The 15,790-nt window shown below is 65.5% G+C and carries 14 protein-coding genes; 1 reads left to right on the top strand and 13 read right to left on the bottom strand.

Annotated elements, in window-relative coordinates; all coding sequences use genetic code 11:
• Positions 1-184: 184 nt before the first annotated feature.
• The 11 genes from H582_RS0104020 to H582_RS32700 all read right to left on the bottom strand — a co-directional run bounded on the left by H582_RS0104020 (position 185) and on the right by H582_RS32700 (position 12,377).
• Positions 185-1,696, bottom strand: a complete 1,512-nt coding sequence (locus tag H582_RS0104020) for a LysM peptidoglycan-binding domain-containing protein (protein ID WP_028597493.1) — start codon at positions 1,694-1,696, stop codon at positions 185-187.
• Positions 1,697-1,865: 169 nt separating this feature from the next.
• Positions 1,866-3,113, bottom strand: a complete 1,248-nt coding sequence (locus H582_RS25875; protein WP_052332943.1) for an RluA family pseudouridine synthase — start codon at positions 3,111-3,113, stop codon at positions 1,866-1,868.
• Positions 3,114-3,116: 3 nt separating this feature from the next.
• On the bottom strand, positions 3,117-4,436 hold the full coding sequence (gene hemL / locus H582_RS0104010) for a glutamate-1-semialdehyde 2,1-aminomutase (RefSeq protein WP_028597492.1): 1,320 nt from the start codon (positions 4,434-4,436) through the stop codon (positions 3,117-3,119).
• A complete protein-coding gene (hemB, locus tag H582_RS0104005) occupies positions 4,433-5,434 on the bottom strand; it encodes a porphobilinogen synthase (protein WP_028597491.1) in 1,002 nt (333 codons plus the stop codon). Before hemB ends, hemL begins: the two co-directional genes overlap by 4 nt.
• A gap of 124 nt (positions 5,435-5,558) precedes the next feature.
• On the bottom strand, positions 5,559-7,136 hold the full coding sequence (cobA, locus tag H582_RS25870; RefSeq protein WP_043110894.1) for a uroporphyrinogen-III C-methyltransferase: 1,578 nt from the start codon (positions 7,134-7,136) through the stop codon (positions 5,559-5,561).
• Position 7,137: 1 nt separating this feature from the next.
• Positions 7,138-8,100, bottom strand: coding sequence for a hydroxymethylbilane synthase (hemC, locus tag H582_RS0103995; protein ID WP_028597490.1), 963 nt, complete (start codon positions 8,098-8,100; stop codon positions 7,138-7,140).
• A gap of 12 nt (positions 8,101-8,112) precedes the next feature.
• Entirely contained in the window at positions 8,113-8,787 is a 675-nt protein-coding gene (locus H582_RS25865) for a precorrin-2 dehydrogenase/sirohydrochlorin ferrochelatase family protein (protein ID WP_052332942.1), read from the bottom strand.
• Between the two features lie 34 nt (positions 8,788-8,821).
• The gene (gene ccsA / locus H582_RS0103985) at positions 8,822-9,640 is read right to left on the bottom strand and encodes a cytochrome c biogenesis protein CcsA (protein ID WP_028597489.1); all 819 of its coding nucleotides are present in this window, start codon (positions 9,638-9,640) and stop codon (positions 8,822-8,824) included.
• Positions 9,641-9,700: 60 nt separating this feature from the next.
• On the bottom strand, positions 9,701-11,068 hold the full coding sequence (gene hemA / locus H582_RS0103980; protein WP_028597488.1) for a glutamyl-tRNA reductase: 1,368 nt from the start codon (positions 11,066-11,068) through the stop codon (positions 9,701-9,703).
• 231 nt (positions 11,069-11,299) lie between these two features.
• The gene (gene speD, locus H582_RS0103975; RefSeq protein WP_028597487.1) at positions 11,300-11,698 is read right to left on the bottom strand and encodes an adenosylmethionine decarboxylase; all 399 of its coding nucleotides are present in this window, start codon (positions 11,696-11,698) and stop codon (positions 11,300-11,302) included.
• 295 nt (positions 11,699-11,993) lie between these two features.
• On the bottom strand, positions 11,994-12,377 hold the full coding sequence (locus tag H582_RS32700) for a non-ribosomal peptide synthetase module (protein WP_228551619.1): 384 nt from the start codon (positions 12,375-12,377) through the stop codon (positions 11,994-11,996).
• A gap of 15 nt (positions 12,378-12,392) precedes the next feature.
• On the opposite strand from H582_RS32700, the gene H582_RS32695 reads away from it, so the two are divergent.
• Positions 12,393-12,611, top strand: coding sequence for a hypothetical protein (locus tag H582_RS32695; protein ID WP_228551621.1), 219 nt, complete (start codon positions 12,393-12,395; stop codon positions 12,609-12,611).
• A 142-nt stretch (positions 12,612-12,753) separates the two neighbouring features.
• Here H582_RS32695 and yihA read toward each other — a convergent pair whose 3' ends face one another.
• Complete coding sequence (gene yihA / locus H582_RS0103965; protein ID WP_028597485.1) at positions 12,754-13,374, bottom strand: ribosome biogenesis GTP-binding protein YihA/YsxC; 621 nt, start codon at positions 13,372-13,374, stop codon at positions 12,754-12,756.
• Complete coding sequence (gene lon / locus H582_RS0103960) at positions 13,371-15,770, bottom strand: endopeptidase La (RefSeq protein ID WP_028597484.1); 2,400 nt, start codon at positions 15,768-15,770, stop codon at positions 13,371-13,373. The genes yihA and lon overlap by 4 nt, the downstream gene beginning before the upstream one ends.
• Between the last annotated feature and the right edge of the window lie 20 nt (positions 15,771-15,790).

Raw genomic sequence — 15,790 nt, 5'->3', positions numbered from 1 at the left:
TCCCTTCCAGTTTACCGTTGTTGAGAGGCATAGTCAACTCGCCTAGGCTTCCGCCCAAAATGAAAAAGGCGCTTCCTGCCGGAGCGGGAAGCGCATCGGATGGGCAGCGGCCTGGGACGGCGGACGCCGGAGCGGTCGGCCCGGAGCCGTTGCGGCGAGGGCCGGCGCAGCTCGGGCGAGGCCGTCAAGGAATGTAGAGCACTTGCCCTTCGGCCACGCCCTGATCGGCGAGGCGGTTGTGGAGCGCGATCTCCCGCGCCTGCAGCTGGTAGCGGTCGGCGATCGTGTCGAGCGTCTCCTCGCGCTGCACGATGCAGATCCGCACCTTGCGGAACGGCTGCTCCTCCACCGTGCGGCTGAGGAACAGCGACTGCCACTCGACCTCCTCCGAAGGCGGAGCCGCCGGAGCCTCCTGCTGGCGGCTGCGCTCCGACGCTTGGCGCTGCTCGCGCTCGCGCCGGCTCGAGCCGATGAGCGACGTCAGCCCTTCCTCGCCGCTGTCCGGGGCGGCCGCGGCGCTGCGCTTCGCGCCGAAGGCGACTCGCAGCTCCTGGCGCTCCGGCTCGGCTTCGGCCGCTTGAACGTCGGCTTCGCCAAAGGCGGAGGCGGAAGCCGCGGCTTCCGGCGCAGAGGCGGCTTCCGGCGGCGAGGCCGCTTCCCGCACCGGCGGCTCCGCCGTATCGGCGGCCGGCTCGGCTTGCGGCCGGCCGTACAGCACGGCAGCCGGCTCCGCTTCCTCCGCCGGCTCGGCCGTCCTCTCGCCCGAGGCGATGGACCGCAGGGAGCTGAAGGCGCCGCTGCGGTCGGCCTCCGCCTCGTCGGACGAGGCCGAGCGGGGCGCCGCGGCCGGCGGCGGAAATTCCGCCTGCGGCGGCGCGAACGAGAAGGAGGCGTCCTCCTCCGCCTCGCTGCCGCCGGACGGCTCCGGCTCCTGCCTCCAGGCGCCGAGCTGCGTCCAGCCTGACGTCTGCCCGGACGAATCCGGCCCGGCCGCGGACGGCTGCTCGAAGCCCGAGTAAGCGGACGAGTGGGCTGCAGGCTGCGCGGAATCCGCCGCCTCCGGAGGGCATTGGTCCTCCTCCCGCTCATAGGAGCGGAAAGCCGCCTCTTCCCGGCTTTGCGCGACCGACGCGGCTTCTCGACGTCCATCGTCCCGGTACTCCGCGACGGCCGCCGTCTCGTCCTCTTCGAACGAAGCCTCCTGCCCCTCCTCCTCCAGCTCCAGATAGCGGCCCGGCGAAATATCGCCGGTCGCCTGGGCCGAAGCCGGCGCGCGATGCACGACCGTATAAGGCTCCTCCTGCCACTGCGCGCCGTCGTCTGCCGCCGCCTCGACGCGGATGCCGCTCAAAGACAGCACGCCGGTGATGTTCAGCGTCCGCGAGGACAGCAGATCGACATCGAAGTTGTCGATCTCGACCGAAATGTCCTCCAGGCTCTCGATCCGGTTCATCGGCAGCGTAATCTCGACCGGAATCTGATGCTCCATCGTCTGCGCGGCCCCGGAGCGGTCCGCGCTCCGATACACGCCGTTCAGCAGCAGCCTTCCCCTCAGAATGGCCTGCTCCCCCTGCTGGATGACTTGGATGCGGGGGACGAGCTCGATTTCCTCCAGCTCCTCGATGGCCGCGACCTCTTCGGGCAGATGCACCCGCTCGTAGACGTCGAAGCGCAGTCCTTGCGATTGTTCGCTCACGCTAAAGCCTCCCTTCCCCATGATGGTGCTTGGGCATGCGATTTGCTCCTTACCATCTATATGGGCAGGGAGTCGGGAGCATGACTACTTTGACCGGACGCGCGCCTGTTTCGGCCCGCTCGGCGGCTGGATGCGCGATTCGCGCCGAAAAGACAGGCGCGCCGCCGGCTCAGCGCCCGGCTGTCCGCCGCAGCCGCTCCAGCAGCGCCTCCAGATCCGCCGGCAGCGGATCGTCGACGGCCAGCTCGCGTCCGCTCCACGGATGCCGGAACTCGAGCCGCCGGCCATGCAGCGCCTGGCGGCCCAGCAGCGGCGAAGCCCCGCCGTACAGGACATCGCCGAGCAGCGGATGCCCGATATGGCTCATATGCACCCGAATTTGATGCGTACGGCCGGTCTCCAGCTCCAGCTCGAGCAGCGACGCCTCGCCGCCGAACGCCTCCAGCACCCGGTATCGGGTAAGCGCATGGTCGCCGGTCGGCGAGACGCGGCGGCGCGCGCCGTGATGGCGGTCGCGGCCGATCGGAGCGTCGACGACGCCCTCGCGGCGGCGCGGGACTCCGCGGACGATCGCCCAATAGACGCGGCGGATCGCTTTTTCGCGCATGGCGGCGTCGAGCGTCTGCTGGGCGAGATCGTTTTTGGCGTAGAGCACTGGACCGGATGTGTCGTCGTCGAGACGGTGGACATGGCGGACCGGCAGCGGGTCGCCCAGGCTCAAGCAGCGGCAGAGCGCCGCCTCGTCGAGCGTAGCAGGCGAGCCGACGCTTTCCTCGAATCCGGACGCCGGACCGCCTTGTTTCCCGGTCCGCTCCGCGCCGCGGAAGCGGCTCTGCGTCCGTCCGTCGCTCACTCGGGGCGATGCGGACGGCGCGGCGCCGCTGCCGTGCACCGGCAGGCCGGCCCGCTTGTCCAGGACGAGGCACCAGTCATCCTCGTACAGCGGCTGCGGCCAGCTGTCCGGGTAGCGGCCGCCCCAGCCGGCCAGCCGCTCTCGAGCCGCGCGCTGCTCCGGCGAAGCCAGGACATCCGCCGCCGGGAACGCCCGCAGCTCCAGCGCCGGCAAGCCGCCCTCAGCAGCGCCTAGCCCGCCTTCCGGCCCGCCGCTGCCGCTCCTCGCCTCGCTTCGTGCGCCGGCCGCCCCGCTCCAGCGGATGCCGCCGGTGGACAGCAGCAGCCCGAGCCATTTCGCCGGAAACAGGTTCAGCTCCAACAAGCGCAGCCTCGCCTCATGGGGATGCGAGCCTGCCTTCAGCCTCGCCTGCTCCGCTCCCGGCCCGAGCGGCACGCGCAGCCATTCGCCGCTCCGCTCCGCCGCGTCCAGCAGCAGCGCGGAGCTCTGCGGACTCGCCTTCGGCGCCTCAGGCGCGTCAGGCCGCGAACCGGCCGCCGCAGCCTCCCTCGCGGACGGATCCATCGCTTACAGCCGCCGCAGCGCTTCGCGGTTCGCTTCGATCGTGCGGTCGATCAGCTCCGGCGTATGCGCCGCGGAGACGAACATGCCTTCGAACGGCGACGGGGCGACGCTCACGCCGAGCTCGAGCATCGAGCCGAAGTAGGCGCGGAAGCGGCCGAGGTCGCTCGCCTGCGCCGTCTCGAAGTTGACGACATGCCGCTCGTTGAAGAACGGGCCTACCATCGAGCCGACGCGGTTGATCGTCACCGGCACGCCGGCCTCGCGGGCGTTGTCCTCGAAGCCCGCCTGCAGCCGCAGCGACAGCCGCTCGAGCTGCTCGTAGGTTTGCGGCGTCAGCAGGCTGAGCGTCGTGAAGCCCGCCGCCATCGCCAGCGGATTGCCCGACAGCGTGCCGGCCTGATAGATCGGCCCCGCCGGAGCCATCCGCTCCATGAGGTCGCGGCGTCCGCCGTAGGCGCCGACCGGCAGGCCGCCGCCGATGACTTTGCCGAGGCAGGTCAGGTCCGGGGTGATGCCGTACAGCCCTTGCGCGCAGTTGTAGTGGACGCGGAAGCCGGTCATCACCTCGTCGAAGATGAGCAGGCTGCCGTATTCGCTCGTCACGTCGCGCAGCCCTTGCAGGAAGCCCGGCAGCGGAGGCACGACGCCCATGTTGCCGGCGATCGGCTCGACGATGACGCAGGCGATCTCCTCGCCGAACTTCTCGAAGGCGAGACGGACGGACGCGAGGTCGTTGTAGGGAACGGTGATCGTATGCGAGGCGGTCGACTCCGGCACGCCCGGGCTGTCCGGCAGGCCGAGCGTCGCGACGCCCGATCCGGCCTTGATGAGCAGGCTGTCCGCATGGCCGTGGTACGAGCCCTCGAACTTGAGGATCTTGCTGCGGCCCGTATAGCCGCGGGCGAGGCGCAGCGCGCTCATCGTCGCCTCGGTGCCGCTGTTGACCATGCGCACGATGTCGCAGGAAGGCACGCGCTCGCACACCAGCTTGGCCATCTCCGTCTCCAGCAGCGTCGGCGCGCCGAAGCTCGTGCCTTTCTCCGCCGTGGACTTGATCGCCTCAATCACCTCGGGATGCGCGTGGCCGAGGATGAGCGGCCCCCAGGAGCCGATGTAGTCGATGTACTTGTTGCCGTCGAGATCGTAGACGACCGCGCCTTCGCCGCGCTCCATGTAGGCCGGCGTCAGCCCGACCGACTTGAACGCGCGCACGGGGCTGTTGACGCCCCCCGGGATGAAGCGCTTCGCTTCCTCGAATGCCGCGCGCGAGCGCGTGTCGTCCTTCCGTCCGAATCCGCCTGCCTGTTCTTGTCCGCTTGTCATGCCTGCTCCTCCTTCAGCCACCGGGCCGCGTCCTTGGCGTGGTACGTAATGATGAGATCGGCTCCGGCCCGCTTCATGCCGAGCAGCGTCTCCAGCACGATCTTGCGCTCGTCGACCCAGCCGTTCGCGGCCGCGGCCTTGACCATCGCATACTCGCCGCTGACGTTGTAGGCGACGAGCGGCAGATCGAAGTTCTCCTTGAGCGCGCGCACGACGTCGAGATAGGCGAGCGCCGGCTTGACCATCAGCATGTCCGCGCCTTCCGCCACGTCCGTGTCCGCCTCGCGCAGCGCCTCGCGGATATTCGCCGGGTCCATCTGATACGCCTTGCGGTCGCCGTACTGAGGCGCCGAATTCGCCGCTTCGCGAAACGGTCCGTAGTAGGCCGAGGCGTACTTGACCGAGTAGGAAAGAATCGGGATGTCGGCATGGCCCGCCTCGTCGAGGCCGGCTCGGATCGCGCCGACGAAGCCGTCCATCATGTTGGAAGGAGCGATCACGTCCGCTCCCGCCTCCGCTTGGGAGACGGCCGCGCGCACAAGCAGCTCGAGCGACGGATCGTTGTCCACCTCGACCTCGCCCGTGCGCGGATGCTGATGCACGACGCCGCAGTGTCCGTGATCGGTGAATTGGCAGAGGCAGGTATCGGCCATGACGACCAGCTCCGGCGCCCACTGCTTGATGAGGCGCGTCGCTTGCTGCACGATGCCGTTCGCGTCGTAGGCCGAGCTGCCGGCTTCATCCTTGCTCTCCGGGATGCCGAACAGCATGATCGACGGAATGCCGTGCGCTGCGATGTCGCGGATCTCCGCCTCCAGGCGGTCCAGCGAATAGCGGAATACGCCCGGCATGGAGGAGATCTCCTCCACCTTGTTCTCGCCGTGCACGACGTACACCGGATAGATGAAGTCGCTTGGCGTCAGCAGCGTCTCGCGGACCATCGAGCGCAGCGCGGATGTGCGGCGCAGGCGGCGGTGTCGGACTATGGGATGGGTCATGGCGGGATGGGCCTCCTTTAGAATTCGTTCGTTCGGTCGTACGGTCTGGTCATTCGACTCGAAAAAAATAGCAAGAAACGCAGGAGCGGCGGGGCCGGATGCCGCCGCCGCTCGGGCAAGACGCTTAGGCCGGCGCATCGCCGGCAGACGCGGACAGACGCCGCTCCGCCATCCTGGCGGCGAGCGCGGTTGCGAGCGACTCGATCGTCGCCGCCTCGGGCAGCACGGTCGGCTCAAGTCCCGCCTCGCGGGCGGAGCGGGCCGTCACCGGCCCGATGCAGGCGATCTCGCAGCCGGCCAGCAGCCGCAGCGGATCGTCCTCGCCGGCGCGGCGCAGCATCGTCAGCAGATTGGTTACGGTCGACGAGCTCGTGAACGTGACCGCCTGCACGCGGCCGTCGCGCAGGCATTCGAGCGCGTACTCGTCCTGCCGCTCGGGCAGCACCGTATCGTAAACGGTAAGCCGATCGGTCAGCAAGCCGCGGCGCTCCAGGTCGAGCGGCAGCGTATCGCGCGCCAGCGTTCCGCGCACGACCAGAGCGCGCTGCCCGGCCTCGATCAGGCCGGACAGATGGTCCAGCATGCCCTCGGCCTGGAACTCCATCGGCAGCGCCTCGGCCTGCAGGCCGCGGGCTTCGAGCACCGACTTGGTCTTAGGCCCGACGGCGGCGATGCGCGCCCGATGGAACCGGCGGATGTCGCCTCCGGCGCCGCGCAGACGGCGGAAGAAATGCTCCACGCCGTTGACGCTCGTGAAAAACAGCCAATCGTACGTCGCGGCGGCGTCCAGCGCGGCCGCGAGCTCCGCGTCCGCAGCCGCTCCTTCGACCGGCACCGTCTCGATGACGGGATACTCGCACGGCTCCCCGCCCATCTCTTCGATGAGCTCGGACAGACCGCTCGCCTGCTCGCGCGCGCGGGTGACGAGCACGCGGCAGCCGAACAGCGGCTTGCGCTCGTACCACTGCAGCGCCTCCCGCTGGCGGACGACCTCGCCGACGACGATGACGGCCGGCGGCTTGAAGCCGGCCTCCTCGACCTTGGCCTCGATGTCGCCGAGCGTGCCGGTCAGCGTCCGCTGCTCCGGCCGCGTGCCCCAGCGGACGAGCGCGACCGGCGTCGAGTCCGGACGGCCATGCTTGATCAGCTGCGCGGCGATGTAGCCGATCTTGGCCACGCCCATCAGGAACAACAGCGTGCCGGTGGCGTTCGTCACCTTTTCCCAGTCGATCGACTGGTCAAGCTTGTCGGGGCTCTCGTGGCCCGTGATGACGGAAAACGAGGACGCGTGGTCGCGATGCGTCACCGGAATGCCGGCATACGCAGGGACTGCGATCGCCGACGTGATGCCCGGCACGATCTCGAACTCGATGCCGTGCTCGGCGAGCAGCCCCGCCTCCTCGCCGACGCGGCCGAAAATCGTCGGGTCGCCGCCCTTGAGCCGGGTGACGGTCTTGCCTTGGAGGGCGAGGTCGACGAGCAGGCGGTTGATCTCCTCCTGCTTCATCGTGTGGCGATCCGGCAGCTTGCCGACATAGATGGTCTCGGCGCCGGGCTTCAGCTGGCGCAGCAGGCGCGGGCTGGCCAGCCGGTCATAAACGACGACGTCGCTGCGCGAGAGCAGCTCCAGCCCCCGCACGGTGATGAGCTTCGGGTCTCCCGGCCCGGCGCCCACCAGATAAACGATCCCCTTGGCGGTCATGTCAGCTTCCGAGCTCCGCGAGAATGCGGTCCGCGCCCTGGTCGCGCAACGCCTGCGCCACCTCGAGGCCGAGCGCCTGCGGATCCGTGCCCTTGCGGATCTCCTTGAGGATCGTCGCGCCGTCCGCCGAGCCGACCATGCCGGTCAGCGTCAGCTCCGGTCCTTGCTCCGTACGGCTCGTGATGACGGCATGGGCGCCGATCGGAATCTGGCAGCCGCCGTTCAGCGCGCCGAGGAACGTGCGCTCGGCCGCGACCGCCAGCGCCGTATCGGCATCGTCAAGCAGCGCGAGCAGCTCGCGCACGCCGGCGTCGCTCTCGCGGCACTCGATGCCGAGCGCTCCCTGGCCGACGGCCGGCAGGCAGATGTCGGGATCGACGGGAGAGCTGATGCGGTCTTCCCAGCCCATGCGCAGCAGGCCCGCCGTCGCCAGCACGATCGCATCCAGTCCGTCGGTCTCCAGCTTGCGGATGCGCGAGTCGATGTTGCCCCGGATCGAGCGGATCTCGAAGTCGGGCCGGTACGCCTTGAGCTGGCTCGCGCGGCGCAGGCTGCTCGTGCCGATCGCAGCTCCGCGAGGAAGCTCCGACAGCGGGACGCCGCCGCGGGTAATGACGCAGTCGCGCGGATCGACGCGCTTTGGCACCGCTCCGTTCATGAGCCCTTCCGGCAATTCGGACGGCATGTCCTTCATGCTGTGGACGGCCAGGTCGATCTCTCCGTCCAGCAGCGCCTGCTCGATCTCCTTCACGAACAGCCCTTTGCCGCCCACCTTGGACAAGGTGACGTCAAGGATGCGGTCGCCTTTGGTGACGATCTTGCGGATCTCGAATTCGTAGCCGAAGCCGCGGGCTTCGCTGATCTGGCGGAGCGCCTCGATGACATGGCCCGTCTGGGTCAGCGCCAGCGCGCTCTGGCGCGTGCCGACGACGATCGTCCGCGCTTCTCTGGATAGTTGCTGCATGGGAGTTCCTCCTTATGTAGACTGCTGCCTGTCGTCCTTGCCCTCCGTCCGCTTCGCCCCGGGCGCCTCCTCGCGTCCGTCGGCACTGCCGCCAGGCCCGTGCTCGCCGGCAGCCCAGGCGGCCAGGCGGACAGCCTCGCGCCGCAGCCGCTCCCGGCGGACGTCGGCATCCGGCTCCTGCTCCAGCAATCGCCGCCGCAGCTCGCCCATGCGGCGCGCCGCCTCGGCGTAACGCCCGCCGCCGTACCGCCGCTCCAGCTCGGAATGCAGCACGGCGGCCAGCGCCGGCGCCTCGCCGCCGGCATGCACCGCGAGCAAAACCGCTCCGTCGCGGACCGCCGCGGCCGTCTCGAAGCTGCTTGGCCACGAGCCGGAAGCATCGTTGAACAGCCGGCCCTGCCGCTCGGCCTCGCGTCCGATTCGCGCGTTGAGCGCAGGATCGTCCGTTGCCGCGACGACGAGGAAAGCCCCGTCTAGATCCGAGCTGCGATATTCGCGCGCATGGAGCTGAAGCCGCCCCTGACCGGCCAGCTCCAGCAAGCCGGGCGTAAAGGAGAGGCCGACCAGCTCCAGCCGGTCGGCGCCGCCGGCGAGCAGTCCGGCGGCTTTTCTTTGAGCGACCGGGCCGCCGCCGACGATCAGGCAGCGGCGGCCGGACAGCCGCAGCATGGCGGGGTATGCGGTCATCCCAGGGAGCCTCCTCGGGGTCGGCCGGTCCGGCTCAGGACCAGCGATGGAAGTTGGATGCGGGATTGATGAGCGTATTGAGGACGAGCATCGCGAAGCAGATCAGGTTCCAGCGCGCGCTCTGCAGCGCCGGCCTGCGCTTGACCGCCCACCGGAACAGGTCATAGGCGTACAGCCCGAGCGCGGCGAACGAGCTCACGACCTTCCAGTCGAGCAGATAGCCGAGGCGGCCTTCGACGACGACCGAGACGACCGCGACCGAAAGCGACAGCGCCAGCAGCGGCACGCCGAACAGCACGAGCCGATACGAGAACCGATCCAGCTGCTCCAGGCTCGGCAGCCGCGCCACGCCGCGGCTCCAGCGCCGGGTTTTGAGCCTGCCGTGCAGGAACAGGTACATTCCGGCGAATACGGCGGAGATCGCCAGCAGCGAGAACGCGCAGAGCACGAGGCTGATATGCAGGATGAGCAGCTCCTGGGCGAGCTTCCACGGGGCGAGCGGAATTTCCGCGCTCGGGTCGCTGAACAGGTTGAGCGCGAGCACGCTGAAAGCGATCAGATTGACGAGAAAAACGATGAATTCAATTCGGAAGAAGCGGCTGATGACGAGCGAGGCCGTCAGCAGCAGCCAGGAAACGCCGAGCCAATATTCAAACCGGGAAAACAGCGTCATGTCCATATGCGCCCAGATCCGGTACAGCACGACCCCGGTGATCAGCACCCAGACGAACACAAGCAGCCCTGCGCCCATCCGCTTCGCCCTCCGGTTCGAATCCACGAAGTCGGAGAAGTAAAACAGAAGGCTCAGGGCGTATATATACAACAGGCTATCGTAAAACCAGTACGTACCCATACATGGCGCCCTCCTGTCCTATTCCTGCATAGGCGAGGCCGCACGGCGGCTGCGGATCGGTCAGGGCGCGACAATCGCAAGCGGAGAAGCGGCTTGGGAACGGGCCGCCGTCGTTTTGTCGGCTAGGACTTTCCCCTTGGCTCCGCCTTCCGGCTCCGGCTCTTGATCCTTGAGGTCGAAAAGCTTCGCGAACAGCTCCATCGCGTCGTCCGCCTTCCGCTCCCCGGCGAGCTCCTTGATGCCATGGATCGGATCCTGCATCATCTGGTTCAACATGCTTTTGGTCAGCTTCTGGATGACCTTGAGCTCGCGCTCGTCCAGATCGGGCAGCTTCTTGGCAAGGCTGTCCATCGTCTGGCGATGGATGTCGTCGGCTTTTTCCTGCAACGACCGGATCAGCGGCACGACGCCAAGCGTCCGATACCACTGGTGGAACTCGTCCATCGTCGAAGCGATCATCGTCTCGATCTTCTCCGCCTCTTGACGGCGATGCTCCAGGTTCATCTCCACGATCCCCTCCAGGTCGTCAATATCATACAGGAAGACATTGTCGACCGAGGCGATGGCCGGATCCAGATCCCGCGGAACGGCGATGTCGATCATGAACATCGGCTTGGAGCGACGGCGCTGCATCGCGGCGACGACGACGTCCCGAGCCAGCACATAGCCGCTCGAGCCGGTCGAGCTGATGACGATATCGGCCTCATGGAGACGGCGCACCGCCTCGTCCATCGAGCAGGGAATGCCGTTGAACTTGGCGGCCAGCTCGGCCGCGCGCTCGAACGTGCGGTTGACGACAAGCACCCGGTCCGCGCCGTTGGCATACAGGTGCTTGGCCGTCAGCTCGCTCATCTTGCCCGCGCCGATGATCATGACCGTCTTGCGGTTGAACTGGCCGAAGATGCGCTTGCCGAGCTCGACGGCCGCATAGCTGACCGACACGGCCGACTCGCCGATCGACGTCTCCGAGTGGGCCGCCTTGGCCATCGTCACCGCCTGCTTGAACAGCATGTTGAAGATCGTGCCGGTCGCCCGCTTCTGCTGGGACAGCAGCCACGCGCTGCGCACCTGGCCGAGGATCTGGGTCTCGCCGATGACCATCGAGTCGAGGCCGCTCGTCACGCGCATCAGATGGCGGATCGCACGGTCGTCCTCATGCATATAGAGATGGTTCGTGAACGATTCTCTCGGCAGATGGAACCACTGCTCCATGAAGGAGCGGATATGATAGGCGCACAGCTGATGCCGATCGACGACGGCATACAGCTCGGTGCGGTTGCAGGTCGCGACAATGACACATTCAAGGATGCTGGAGGTCGCCTTCAGCGCCTCTACCGCACGAGGAAGGTCGGAGTCCGAGATCGCGAACTTCTCGCGGACTTCGACCGGCGCGGTACGGTAGTTCAGGCCGACCACAACAATATGCATGTGACATCACCGCCTCTCTATGTCTGTGCCTTATAAGACGAGTCTATTCCGTACATTAGAATCATTATAACATACAAGCACAAGTCCGCTCGCGCAAACTTTGACGTTTTGTTGACGCGAAGCCTGTCTATCCTTACGGCATCTAGTTTGGTCCTGGCTGCAGATCCGTATTCTCCCTAAAAAAAATAACCATGGAGAGCTCCATGGTCATTTGTACAGAGTTCCGGTCTTTTAAACCAGTTCGGTTGCTTTCAGTTCCGGTTCTACGACTTGAAGCTCTCCCATACCGCGTACGAGCTTCTTGGCGTGCGTCGTCTTCGGCTTCAGGACGGCCAGCATGTAGTCGATCGCGAGCTGCGGATCTACCGTCTCGCCGCAGGTGTAGCAGTCGAGCGCGGCGAAGCCTCTTTCTGGATACGTGTGAATCGAGAGGTGGCTCTCCGACAAGAGCACCAGTACCGTTGCGCCTTGGGGCTCAAATTGCTTGGCTTGAACCGAGAGCACAGATGCGCCGCATGCCTCCGCCGCTTCTACCATGTGGGCTTGCAGAAACTCGGCGTTGTTAATGAGTTCGAAATCTACTCCCCAAGCATCAACCGCAACATGTCTTCCGAAAGTTGAGTATTCCATCTTCCGGCTCCCCCTTCCTAGGAATAAAATGATTAAAAATTTCATCCGCTAGGACCTACGTCATTCACTTCCCGAGGGATAACTCTCTCTCGCAACATATCCATGTCCTGAGTGAATCCTGGTTCCTATATTGGGTTTTTTTCAACGAAATTAAAAATACCATCTATCCCCCCCAAATGCAACCTTTTTTTCTGTAAAAAACGGGCGGCTGCGGAGAACGAAAAAAGACCGCCGGACGCGAGGTCCGGACGGTCTGGAATGAAAAGGCCGCTGGATGCGGGCCCGCGCTCGGAAGCTATGCCTCCAGCGCGAACAGGCGGCTCGAATGATCGGCCAGCAGGCGGTCGATCTCGCGGCGCTCGGCATCGTCCGCGGCAGTCAGGCGGCTGTCCAGCAGCCGGTTCACCGAAGCCTTGAGCCAGTCGATCTCCTGCTCGGCGGCATTCAGCCGGAACGTGCGCTCCAGCTCGCCCAGCGTGTCCTTGAACTGATAGACGAGCCGGGTGCCCTTGGCCGTCTGCTCGCTGATGCGCTGCACCGCTCCGGCCTGATACTCGTACGTCATCGTATAATGGCTATAGATTCGGTTGACGACCGCGTCGCCCTTGAAGGTCGCGACGAGCTTGCGCATCACGTTCGTGAGCGCAGGCTGCGTGATCCGGCAGGACCATTCGCACACGAAGCAGCCATCTTCTTGCTGAAATACAAAGCGGACTTTTTCCCTCCCTGCGCTGTCTTCGAGAACCGCCTCCTGATTGCCGCCCTCAAGCACCATGACGCTTATGCGCACATGCTGGTCCTTGATGAAGCGGTAAAAACGGGTCATCTCTTCACGGGTCAATTGCAGTTTGGCTTGAACATACTCGGTGGCTATCCGCTGAGCCATAAAAATCTCCTCAATTCTCTGGTTTGAAAAAGGGACTCTGGATTTCGTTTCTTATCTTCATTATACGTGATCGGCGGCGGCGTTTCCTGCCAGCCGCGCTTGATAATCCGCCGTATTTCAGAATTAGAAGCGGCCAGCCGCGATTCGGAGAAGGCAAAACCCGATTTCCTTAGGAATTCGCTGTTCCTTGCTGCTCTTCGCTCGCAATTCCGGCCGATTGCGCCAGAACGTCCCAAAGCTCTTCCCTTCCCATACCCGTTTCGGAGGAGAACAAAACGAGCGCATCCTTCGATGTGGCGCCGAGCGTCGTGCGCACGGCCTTTTTATGCTTGTCCCACTTGCTCTTCGGAATTTTGTCCGCCTTGGTGCAGACGATGCACATCGGAATGCCGAAATGCTTGAGCCAGTTGAACATGAGCACGTCGTCCTTGGACGGGTCGTGGCGAATATCGATGACGAGCAGCACGAGCTTCAGCTCCTCGCGGTTCTGAAGGTAGCGCTCGATCATTTTGCCCCAGGCCTCGCGCTCGGTCTTGGAAACCTTGGCGTATCCGTAGCCCGGGAAGTCGACGAAATATAAGGCCTCGTTGATGCGGTAGTAGTTGAGCTGCTGCGTCTTGCCGGGCTGGGAGCTCGTCCGGGCGAGATTCTTGCGCAGGATCAGCTTGTTGATCAATGACGATTTGCCGACATTGGAACGCCCTGCCAGAGCTATCTCCGGCAAGGCGTCGCTAGGATATTGATGCGGCTGGACCGCGCTGATGATGAATTCGGCGTTCGTGATTTTCATAGAATCGGTGTCCCTGCTTTCTCTTCGCTTGCTGCCGCCTCCGGCGCGGAAAGCGCGGAAACGGGAGCGGCCTCGGGCAGCAGCGCATGCTCGAGCACCTGGTCCATATGGGCCACGGGCACGAACTCCATGTCGGCGCGCACGCTGTCCGGGATGTCCCTGAGGTCGCGCTCGTTGTCCGCAGGCAGCAGCACCTTGCGGATGCCGGCGCGATGCGCGGCGAGCGACTTTTCCTTGAGGCCGCCGATCGGCAGCACGCGGCCGCGCAGCGTGATCTCGCCGGTCATCGCCACCGTCTTGCTGACCTTGCGGCCGGTGAGCGCGGAGATGAGCGCGGTCGCCATCGTGATGCCTGCGGACGGACCGTCCTTTGGAATCGCCCCTTCGGGAATATGGATGTGGATGTCGTTCTTTTCATGGAACTGCGAATCGAGCCCCAGCTCCTCCGCCCGCGAGCGCGTGAAGCTGAACGCGGCCTGCGCGGATTCCTTCATGACGTCGCCCAGCTTGCCGGTCAGCGTCAGCTTGCCGGCGCCCGGCAGCACCGTCACCTCGATGACGAGCGTGTCGCCGCCGACCTCGGTCCACGCAAGGCCCGTCACCGCGCCCACCTGATCCTCCGCCTCGGCGAGGCCGTAGCGGAATTTGGCCGGTCCGAGCCACTCCTTGACGAGCGCCCGGTCGACGGAGATCGGCGCGCTGCCCGGCTCCGAGACGAGCTTTTTGGCGGCCTTGCGGCAGATCGAGGCGACCTGCTGCTCCAGGTTGCGCACGCCCGACTCGCGCGTATACTCGCGGATGAGGGCGAGCAGCGCATCCGGCTCGAGCGTCAGCTGCTCCTCCTCGAGGCCATGCTCGCGCTTCTGCTTGGGCAGCAAGTAGCGGCGGGCGATCTGGTCCTTCTCGAGCTCCGTGTAGCCGGGGATGTACAGCACTTCCATCCGGTCCAGCAGCGGCCGCGGAATATTGTGCAGCGCATTGGCCGTCGTGACGAACATGACGGAGCTCAGATCGAACGGAGCTTCGATGAAATGGTCGCTGAACGTGCCGTTCTGCTCCGGATCGAGCACTTCGAGCAGCGCCGCCGAAGGATCGCCGCGGAAGTCCGACGCCATCTTGTCGATCTCGTCGAGCAGGAACACCGGGTTCATCGATCCGGCCGTCTTCATGCCCTGGATGATCCGGCCCGGCATCGCGCCGACGTACGTGCGGCGATGCCCGCGGATCTCCGCCTCGTCCCGCACGCCGCCGAGCGAGATGCGGACGAACTCGCGGCCGAGCGACCGCGCGATCGAGCGCGCGAGCGACGTCTTGCCGACGCCGGGAGGGCCGACGAGGCAGAGGATCGGCCCTTTGAGCTTCTGCACGAGCTTCTGCACGGCCAAGTATTCCAGCACGCGCTCCTTGGGCTTGTCGAGCCCGTAATGGTCCTCGTCAAGAACGGCCTCGGCCTTGGCCAGATCGAGGTCGTCCTCGGTCCGCTTGCTCCATGGAAGCGACAGCAGCCAATCGATATAATTGCGGATGACGCCGCCCTCGGCCGAGGACGCCGGCATCTTCTCCAGCCGGTCGATCTCTTTGACGACCTTTTCCTTGATCTTTTCGGGCAGCTCCGCCGCATCCATCTGGGCCCGCAGCTCCTCGACCTCGCCGGCGCGGCCCTCGCGGTCGCCGAGCTCCTTCTGGATCGCCTTCATCTGCTCGCGCAGGTAGTATTCCTTTTGCGTCTTCTCCATCTGCTTCTTGACGCGCTGGCTGATCTTGCGCTCGAGCTCCAGCACCTCGCGCTCGTTGCCGAGCAGGTCGAGCAGCTTCTCGAGCCGCGCCTTCACGTCGACCGTCTCGAGAATCTCCTGCTTATCCTTGATCTTGAGCGACAGATGGCTCGTGATGACGTCGGCGAGCCGGCCCGGCTCGTCGATGTCGGATACCGCCGCATGCGTCTCCGGCGTCACTTTTTTGGACAGGGTGATGTAATGCTCGAACTGGCTCAGCACCGAGCGCATGAGGGCGTCGATCTCCGGATCGGTCGACTCCTCCTCCGGCAGCTCCCGCGCCGTCACCTCGTAGAACTCCTCCTGAGGCAGGTAGTCCTGGATCTCGGCGCGCATGACGCCTTCGACGAGCACGCGGATCGTGCCGTTCGGCAGCTTCAGCATCTGGCGCACCTTGGCGATCGTGCCGATGCGGTAGATGTCCTCCTCCGTCGGCTCCTCGATGTTCACTTCCGACTGGGAGCTGAGCAGAATCATATGATCGCCCAGCATCGCCCGATCAAGCGCCTTGACGGACTTTTCCCTTCCGACGTCGAGATGAAGCACCATGCTGGGATAAACGAGAAGTCCCCGCAGAGGGAGCAGCGGCAGCCTGCGGCTTTTTCCTTTGGCAGGTCCCATGCCAACACCTCCCACCTTAA

The organism is Paenibacillus pasadenensis DSM 19293 (assembly GCF_000422485.1).
Taxonomy (GTDB): Bacteria; Bacillota; Bacilli; order Paenibacillales; family Paenibacillaceae; genus Paenibacillus_O; species Paenibacillus_O pasadenensis.
Note: the sequence above shows the minus strand (reverse complement) of the source record. Positions and strands in the feature narration are given on the sequence as shown.

Coding starts and splice junctions, on each gene's coding strand:
- hemA (WP_028597488.1), bottom strand. CDS start 11,068: ATGCATATTGTTGTGGTCGGCCTGAACTACCGTACCGCGCCGGTCGAA.
- H582_RS25865 (WP_052332942.1), bottom strand. CDS start 8,787: ATGACCGCATACCCCGCCATGCTGCGGCTGTCCGGCCGCCGCTGCCTG.
- hemL (WP_028597492.1), bottom strand. CDS start 4,436: ATGACAAGCGGACAAGAACAGGCAGGCGGATTCGGACGGAAGGACGAC.
- H582_RS25875 (WP_052332943.1), bottom strand. CDS start 3,113: ATGGATCCGTCCGCGAGGGAGGCTGCGGCGGCCGGTTCGCGGCCTGAC.
- hemC (WP_028597490.1), bottom strand. CDS start 8,100: ATGCAGCAACTATCCAGAGAAGCGCGGACGATCGTCGTCGGCACGCGC.
- yihA (WP_028597485.1), bottom strand. CDS start 13,374: ATGAAAATCACGAACGCCGAATTCATCATCAGCGCGGTCCAGCCGCAT.
- lon (WP_028597484.1), bottom strand. CDS start 15,770: ATGGGACCTGCCAAAGGAAAAAGCCGCAGGCTGCCGCTGCTCCCTCTG.
- ccsA (WP_028597489.1), bottom strand. CDS start 9,640: ATGGGTACGTACTGGTTTTACGATAGCCTGTTGTATATATACGCCCTG.
- cobA (WP_043110894.1), bottom strand. CDS start 7,136: ATGACCGCCAAGGGGATCGTTTATCTGGTGGGCGCCGGGCCGGGAGAC.
- speD (WP_028597487.1), bottom strand. CDS start 11,698: ATGGAATACTCAACTTTCGGAAGACATGTTGCGGTTGATGCTTGGGGA.
- hemB (WP_028597491.1), bottom strand. CDS start 5,434: ATGACCCATCCCATAGTCCGACACCGCCGCCTGCGCCGCACATCCGCG.